Annotated in this window: 5 protein-coding genes and 1 pseudogene; 4 read left to right on the forward strand and 2 right to left on the reverse strand. The window is 59.5% G+C overall.

Annotated elements, in window-relative coordinates:
- The first annotated feature begins 19 nt into the window (after positions 1–19).
- The 4 genes from ACF8O8_RS18285 (at position 20) to ACF8O8_RS18300 (ending at position 4,461) form a co-directional block, all read left to right on the forward strand.
- Positions 20–1,210 carry a CaiB/BaiF CoA transferase family protein gene (locus ACF8O8_RS18285; RefSeq protein ID WP_392510190.1) on the forward strand — a complete coding sequence of 397 codons (1,191 nt, stop codon included), beginning with the start codon at positions 20–22 and terminating at the stop codon, positions 1,208–1,210.
- A 12-nt stretch (positions 1,211–1,222) separates the two neighbouring features.
- Positions 1,223–1,747: a gamma carbonic anhydrase family protein gene (locus tag ACF8O8_RS18290; RefSeq protein WP_010954264.1), complete on the forward strand. Its 525-nt coding sequence runs from the start codon at positions 1,223–1,225 to the stop codon at positions 1,745–1,747.
- 67 nt (positions 1,748–1,814) lie between these two features.
- Positions 1,815–3,131, forward strand: coding sequence for an MFS transporter (locus ACF8O8_RS18295; RefSeq protein ID WP_076403116.1), 1,317 nt, complete (start codon positions 1,815–1,817; stop codon positions 3,129–3,131).
- A gap of 49 nt (positions 3,132–3,180) precedes the next feature.
- The gene (locus tag ACF8O8_RS18300) at positions 3,181–4,461 is read left to right on the forward strand and encodes an OprD family porin (protein ID WP_392510191.1); all 1,281 of its coding nucleotides are present in this window, start codon (positions 3,181–3,183) and stop codon (positions 4,459–4,461) included.
- A gap of 2 nt (positions 4,462–4,463) precedes the next feature.
- Here the strand turns inward: ACF8O8_RS18300 and ACF8O8_RS18305 are convergent, their stop codons facing one another.
- Positions 4,464–5,621 carry a DUF6708 domain-containing protein gene (locus ACF8O8_RS18305; protein WP_392510192.1) on the reverse strand — a complete coding sequence of 386 codons (1,158 nt, stop codon included), beginning with the start codon at positions 5,619–5,621 and terminating at the stop codon, positions 4,464–4,466.
- A pseudogene (locus ACF8O8_RS18310) lies at positions 5,621–6,114 on the reverse strand (hypothetical protein); the annotation flags it as partial. The gene ACF8O8_RS18305 and the pseudogene ACF8O8_RS18310, both read right to left, overlap by 1 nt.

The raw sequence follows: 6,114 nt of genomic DNA on the forward strand, positions 1-6,114 counted from the left end.
CCGTAAGAGGAGCATCACAATGTCCAGACTTCCCTTGGACGGCATCCGTGTCGTTGAGATTTCGCATATGGTCATGGGCCCGACGTGCGGCATGATCCTCGGCGACCTGGGCGCCGAAGTCATCAAGATCGAGCCGGTACGCGGCGACGGCACACGCCGTTTGCTGGGCGCAGGGGCGGGCTTTTTCCGCACCTTCAACCGCAACAAACAATGCATTGCTGTCGATGTTGAAACGCCCGAGGGCCGTGAGGCCGTGCTGCAATTGATCGACACCGCCGATGTCTTCATCGAGAACTTCAAGCCCGGGCGTATGCAGAAGCTGGGTCTGGGCTACGACGCACTGTGCCAGCGCAATCCAGGGCTGATCTACGCTTCGCACAAGGGGTTTCTCAGCGGGCCATATGATAACCGCCTGGCGCTGGATGAAGTGGTACAGATGATGGCCGGTCTGGCCTACATGACAGGGCCGGTGGGGCGCCCGCTGCGCGCAGGCAGCTCGGTGAACGACATCATGGGTGGCATGTTCGGCGCCATTGGCGTGCTGGCCGCACTCAACGAGCGCCACAGCACCGGCAGGGGCCGTGAGGTGCAAAGTGCCCTGTACGAGAATTGCGTGCTGCTGGCTGCCCAGCATATGCAGCAGTACGTGGTCACCGGTGAAGCCGCAGCGCCGATGCCGAACCGCATCAGTGCCTGGGCCATCTATGACGTGTTCACTTTTGCCGGTGGCGAGCAGATGTTTGTCGCCGCCACAGGGGAAGGCCAGTGGCACGCGTTATGCCGGGTACTGGGGCAGACCGCTTTGCTTGATGACCCGACCCTTGGTAGCAATAACGACCGCGTGTTGCAGCGGCCATGGCTGCTGGCGCACCTGGCCGAGGTGTTTGCGCCGCTGGACGCCGGGCAGTTGGCGGTGCAGCTGGAAGCCAACGGCATTCCTTTCGCGCCGATCCGCCGCCCTGAAGAGCTTTTCGAGGACCCCCACCTGCTACAGAGCGGTGGCATGGCCGAGCTGCAACTGGAAGACGGCAGCCACACACCGATGCCGTTATTGCCGCTGTCACTGGACGGCCAGCGCCTGCAGCCACGGCGGGCTATCGCGCGGATTGGTGAGCACACCCGCCAAGTGATGCGTGAACTGGGTTACAGCGACGCGCACATTGCCCAGCTGTGTGCGGCGGGCGTGCTGAAAACAGACGACGCGGCTTGAGGAGGCCTTGAGATGGCGATCTACCAATATGACAACCTTGCACCCAACCTGCACCCGGAAACGTTCATCGCCGAGGATGCCAGCGTCATCGGCGACGTTACCCTGGAACAAGGCGTCAGTGTATGGCCGCAGGCCGTGCTACGGGGCGACAACGAAGCGATCCGTATCGGCCAGCACAGCAACGTGCAGGAGGGTGCTGTCTTGCATGCAGACCCCGGCTTTGCGTTGACAGTGGGGCAAGGTGTCACCATCGGCCACCAGGCCATGCTGCACGGCTGCACCATCGGCGATGGCGCGCTGATCGGCATTCAGGCGGTGGTGCTCAATGGCGCGGTCATCGGCAACAACTGCCTGGTGGGTGCCGGCGCCATCGTCACCGAAGGCAAGGTGTTTCCCGACAACTCGTTGATCCTGGGCGCACCTGCCAAGGTAGTGCGCGAGCTCACTGCCGAAGCCATCGCCGGTATGCAGCGCAATGCGACGGAGTACGTCGCAAAAGGCCAGAGCTTCAAGGAAAAGCTGATCCGTATTCGCTAAAAAACCTGCTGGTGACGCCCTTCGAGGCGTCGCTGCTCTCCAATAATTACAAGAATGGAGATTCACCATGGTTGCTTTGACCGGCGAACTGGCGCGTGAGCGCAACGACAGTCACATCAATGAGCTGCTGCTATACCGCCGTGTGGCCTGGCGCATCATGCCGCTGGCTATCATCTGCTTCCTGTTCTCCTACTTCGACCGCATCAACATCAGTTTTGCGAAGACACAAATGCAGCAGGAACTGGGCCTCAGCGATGCTGCCTACGGCCTGGCCGCGAGCATGTTCTTCGTCGGCTACGTGCTGTTCGAAGTGCCCAGCAGTCTCGGCCTGAAACGCTACGGGGCTCCGGCCTGGATCTGCCGGATCATGGTGTCCTGGGGCCTGGCGACGGCTGCGCTGGTATTTGCCTATACCCAGTACACGCTGTACTTCCTGCGCTTTCTGATCGGCGTCATGGAGGCCGGTTTCGGCCCGGCGATCCTGTTCTACCTGGCATGCTGGTTTCCGCGCAAGCACCTGGCGAAGATGAATGGCCTGTGGTTCCTGGCGGTGCCGCTGGCCGGGGCGGTGGGTGGCCCGGCTGCGGGCTTTTTGCTGGGGACAATGGACGGCGTGTTGGGCCTTGCTGGCTGGCACTGGTTGTTCCTGATGTCCGGGCTGCCGTGTGTGCTGCTGGGCCTGCTGGTGCTGTGGAAGCTGGACCGCGATATTGAGGCGGCGAAATGGTTGAGCCGCGAGGAGAAGGACCTGCTGGCGGAGAACCTTGCCCAGGACAAACGCGCTGCAAAACCGATACTCGGCTCGATCTGGCGGGTGTTGCTGACCCGTGAAGTGGCGATCATGGCGTTCATCTACTACGTGGTCAAAACCGCGTCCTACGGGCTGAATTTCTGGATGCCGCACCTGATCAAGTCCTCGGGGGTGCAAGACATGCTGTGGGTTGGCGTACTGTCGGCATTGCCTTATGCGGTAGCGTGCATCGGCATGGTGTTGCTGACTCGCCACTCCGACCGCACCGGCGAGCGCAAGCGCTATCTGGTGTACTGCCTGCTGGCGGCCGCCGTCGGTTACCTGCTGGCGTGCCTGTTCTCCGACTCTCCCTTCGCGATGATGACCGCGCTGGTGCTGGCCACTGCGGGCACCTTTATCGCTATCCCGATCTTCTGGACCATTCCACAGTCGACGTTCTCGGGGCTGGCAATTGCCACCGGCACCGCCGCGATCAACTCGGTGGGACAGCTGAGCGGCATCGTTGCACCGGTGATGGTGGGCAAGATCAACGACCTTACCGACAGCACTTACATGGGCATGCTGTCAATCGCGCCGCTGATCCTGGTCGCATGCCTGGTGGTGATGCGTTACGTGCGCAACCCCAAGAGCTGATTGGCGCTGAGTCTTCGAACAACAACAAGAACAAGAGCAAGGCATACCAATGATCGTGATCTTTCGGCGAGCATCGCTGGTGCTCTCGGCGCTTTACTGCGCCTGTCAAACCGCCCAGGCTGCCTTTATCCATGACGGCAGTGGCAGCCTGGAACTGCGCAATTTCTATTTCGACCGCGACTTTCACGGTGACAGTGCCGCGCAATCGCGGCGCGGTGAATGGGCCCAGGGCTTCATGCTGCGCTTGCAGTCTGGCTATACCGACGGCGTGGTTGGCTTTGGCCTGGACGCAGCCGGCATGCTGGGGCTCAAGCTGGACTCCTCGCCTGACCGTAGCGGTTCCGGCCTGTTGCCGCGAGACAGCGAAAAACGCGCCGCGGATGACTACGCCAAGGCCGTGGCTACCTTCAAGGCCAGGCTGGCGCAGAGCGAATTGAAGGTGGGGGGCCTGAGCCCGCAACTGCCATTGCTGGCGTCCAACAGCAGCCGCTTGTTCCCCCAGTGGTTCAACGGTGCGCAACTGGTGAGCAAGGACTTGGACCGGTTTACGTTCACCCTGCTGCAGGTGGATGCCACCAAATTGCGTGACTCCACCGACTATGAGGACCTGACCGCCATGGCGCAGCAAGGGGCCTATTCGGCGGCGGTCACCAGTGATCGTCTGCGCTACGCCGGCGTCGATTACCAGCCGTTGAACAACCTGACCCTCAGCCTTCACACCAGTGCGCTCGAAGACCTGTTCCGGCGTGATTTTGCCGGGTTCAAGTTCAAGACCCGCCTAGGGCCGGGGGATGTGTTCACCGAGTGGCGCTGGTTCAATGCAAGGGAGCAGGGCCGGGCGTTGCTGGGCGGAGTCGACAATCAGGCCCTCAGTACCAACTTCGGGTACAGCGTGCAGGGCCACACGTTCAGTGGCGGCTATCAGAAAGTGCGTGGGGATACGGCATATGCCTACGTAGGGGGCACCGATACCTACCTGTTCAGCGAACAGCAGGTCAGCACATTTGCCTTGGCCAACGAACGGGCGTGGATGCTGCGCTACGACTACAACTTTGCTGCGGTGGGCATCCCCGGGCTGACGTTCAACGTGCGTTATGTAAAGGGCGATCAGGTGGACCCGCAACGCATTGCCAGCGTCAAGGGCAGGGCATTGGCCGCTGGCGACGGAGAGGGGCGGGAATGGGAGCGGACAACGGATATCACCTATGTGGTGCAGTCGGGGGCGCTCAGGAATGTGTCGCTGCGTTGGCGCAATGCGAGCATGCGCTCGAATTTTGCCGATGCAGCGGATGAGAACCGGGTGATCGTGGGGTACACGTTCGAATTCTGAATTCAGACACAATCTTCGTTGGGCGCAGCCGGTTTCGCTTGCGCTTTGGATCTGCGCGGTTTGCGTGGCTTTTTCGCCGGCCGCTTGCCGGGCTTGAGCTGCCAGCGGTCGGCGTTGGCGAGCAGGCGTGCCTGGATTGCGGGAGGGTAGTCGCTCAGGGTTGTCACGGGTGGGACTGGCTTGCCGGGCAGGCCGGCCTCGCGGATGACCTTCGGCCAGCGCGGTCGCCAGCACAGCAGCAGGCTGAGCCAGTGGCCGGTGCCGATGATGACGAAAGCGGGCCAGACAAACAGCAGCGCAATTTTGAACAGCCAGCTGCTCTTGCGGAAGAAACGCCCAAGGCCTTCGAACTGGGCGCTGAATGCCTGGATGGGTGAGGGTAGCTGGGTGCTCAGGCGGGGGCGGGGGACGGCGTGCGGGCCTTCTTCCATGTAACGGCGGATGAATTCCCACTCATCACGCAGTTCGCTGCCGCCTTGGCCTTGTTTGCCGAGCAGGGCCATTTCCATGTGTGGCAGGCCGGTGCGGCTGGGGTGCCAGATTAGACCGAGTCTTACTCCAACGCTTAGCGAATCATCTTCTGGGCGAATGCCCGTGCTGCCGGTTGTTTTCCAGGGGAAGGTGACGATGCCACCACAGTAGCTGGGGCGGTGGAGGTGGACCTGTTGAGTTATACGATTGAAGCGAATGAGTAGATGCCGACTGGTCAGCATTTCCAGTCGCGAGATTTTTACGCCGTACTTCAGGTAAAAATACAATGCTGCGCCTGAAGCTGAAGCCAATAGAGCTGTAAGTATGACTGCTATAAAGGAGATTGAATAAGGTTGAGTGATATCAAGCCAGATGGAACCGACAGCTATGCCGGTTCCGAAAATTATCCCAGGCAGCACCCCGCCGATCGTGACTAGCGTAATGAGGCCGCGCTTCTCTTCTGAGCCGCCACAGCGCATTTCCATGTGGGTTTCATTGAATGCATAAACAGGGCCGCGTATGAGGGGTGTTTCACTTACCCGGGAAAAGTGAATCTCTTCATTCAGGTCGCCTTCATAAAAATCTCTATTTGCGCGCTTTTCTGCTGGTGTCATCCCTGCTTCGTACGTTCTACGTGCAGCTTCTGACTGAGTTGCCATCTGCCAGAATCCCCATTCGATAAGATACATTATAAAACCTCGCCGATAGCAGTGTGTAGGGCACTCAGTTCTTCCTGCTCTTCATAGGGTTTGATATTTTTATGAGTTCGGAAGCAGCTACGTTTGCACCACTTCTCTAAAGCGTCATCTTCCAGAATGTAGATTATGAGTGTCAGGATGACTCCGATCCAAAATGCACCTAATACTAAACGTGCAAGCAGTAGGCGAGCAGCTTGTGTTCCCAGTTTGTTGGCAAGCGCGCCCATGGATGTTGTCATCATTCTCACAAGTGTTGTTTTGGCATTCTGAGATAGATGGTCAAAAAGAGGTTTTGCGATTGCAATGGCTGTTCCTGCTTCCGCTAGCGAGATTGTAATAGTTGCCAGTGCCCGCAATGCGTATGCAAGTGCCAGCGTTCCAGGTTTTTTGGTACTATGTTTGGTAAGGTTTTGCTGGCGGTATATTAACTGCTGAGCAGCATCGGCGAAGTCCCACCAGGCGAGTACGAAACCACCTGTCACAG

Origin of the sequence: Pseudomonas sp. TYF_14 (assembly GCF_043105275.1) — a bacterium.
GTDB lineage: Bacteria > Pseudomonadota > Gammaproteobacteria > Pseudomonadales > Pseudomonadaceae > Aquipseudomonas > Aquipseudomonas alloputida.